Origin of the sequence: Propionibacterium sp. (assembly GCF_047719395.1) — a bacterium.
Lineage (GTDB): Bacteria > Actinomycetota > Actinomycetes > Propionibacteriales > Propionibacteriaceae > Propionibacterium.
This window is the reverse complement of the sequence record NZ_JBDNTB010000106.1, coordinates 1-1,169: the sequence shown is the minus strand read 5'-3', so window position 1 is coordinate 1,169 and position 1,169 is coordinate 1. Positions and strand designations below refer to the sequence as shown.

1 protein-coding gene is annotated in these 1,169 nt (G+C 58.4%); it reads left to right on the top strand.

The features are described from left to right. Positions 1–112: 112 nt before the first annotated feature. The gene (locus tag ABF648_RS11995) at positions 113–235 is read left to right on the top strand and encodes a sugar transferase (RefSeq protein WP_415632479.1); all 123 of its coding nucleotides are present in this window, start codon (positions 113–115) and stop codon (positions 233–235) included. Positions 236–1,169 lie beyond the last annotated feature (934 nt).

The following is a 1,169-nucleotide window of genomic DNA, read 5'->3' as shown; positions in this document are numbered from 1 at the left end:
CCACCCCCGGTGGGGGGGGGGGGGCGGCCCCACCCCGCGGGGCCCCCCCCCGGGGGGGCGCCCGCCCCCCCCCCCCCCCCGGGCGGGGCGCCGGGGGGGGGGGGGGTCTGACCTGTCTTTTCAAGAGAGCATTCGGCTCGACCTTCGGTACGTGGAGAACTGGTCATTGGTGGGGGACCTGATGATCATCCTGAAGACGGTGCGAGTTGTACTGGGGCGGGAAGGTGCGTACTGACGTGAGCAGCGCGGCTGCTCACCAAATGAGGGTTCGTATTTTGGACGCCCAGCGGTCGGCTCATGAAATTCTCGCGGAGTGTGTCTCGCTCGGCCCCCAACCGAGCCGCCGAATCTACCTGCCCGGTGGGACGTCGACCGGTTCACCTGCGGTTCAACCTCGATGTGGTGTCTGCCAGTGCGCCGAGAGACGATCGCTGATCATGAACCTGATGTCCTCATGGTTGTTGAGGCGCCTATGAACGAACATCTGGATCACGCTAAGGTTTTCGCAGTTGTTGACGCGTATTTTCATATTACAGGAAGCGCTATGCCGTGGTCGAGTTTGGTGTGCGTCATGTACGCGATGAGAAATGTCGCACCAGAGGAACTTGCTCTTTCTCCAACGCTTCTGGTTGAGAGATCGCTGCGGGGAATACTGACAGATCTTGAACGCTTGGGAGTCGTTAGTATTGGTGCCGATGGTTCTATATTACCGATTTCGGGAGGAATGAGGTGGGTAAGTGGAATTCACATTATGTGAAGCGACGCAAGAGTACAATTGAGGCACTGCGAACCCTAATGCCAGTTGCACCGACCCAGCTGAGCTGCGATCGTGACGATATTCACTAGAAGGCCTTTGTTTCCTCCAGGTTACACCGAAGAGCAGTGTCGTCAGCAAGTCACGGTGAGAGGTTCACGAAAGAGGCCAACCATTTCACGGATCACTGTCTCTGATGCACGTAATCCATTTCAGCATGATGTGGATCGAATTCTGTATTGTCCAGAATTTCGAGCCATGGCTGGCAAGACCCAAGTAGTGGCGTCAGACCAACTTGGTCTATACCACACTCGACTCACGCATAGTCTCAAGGTTGCCCAACTGGGACGTCGGCTCGCGGTCACGATCCGATCGACCATCCCTGCAGGCCCCTCGGGGGGGGGGGGGGGGGGGG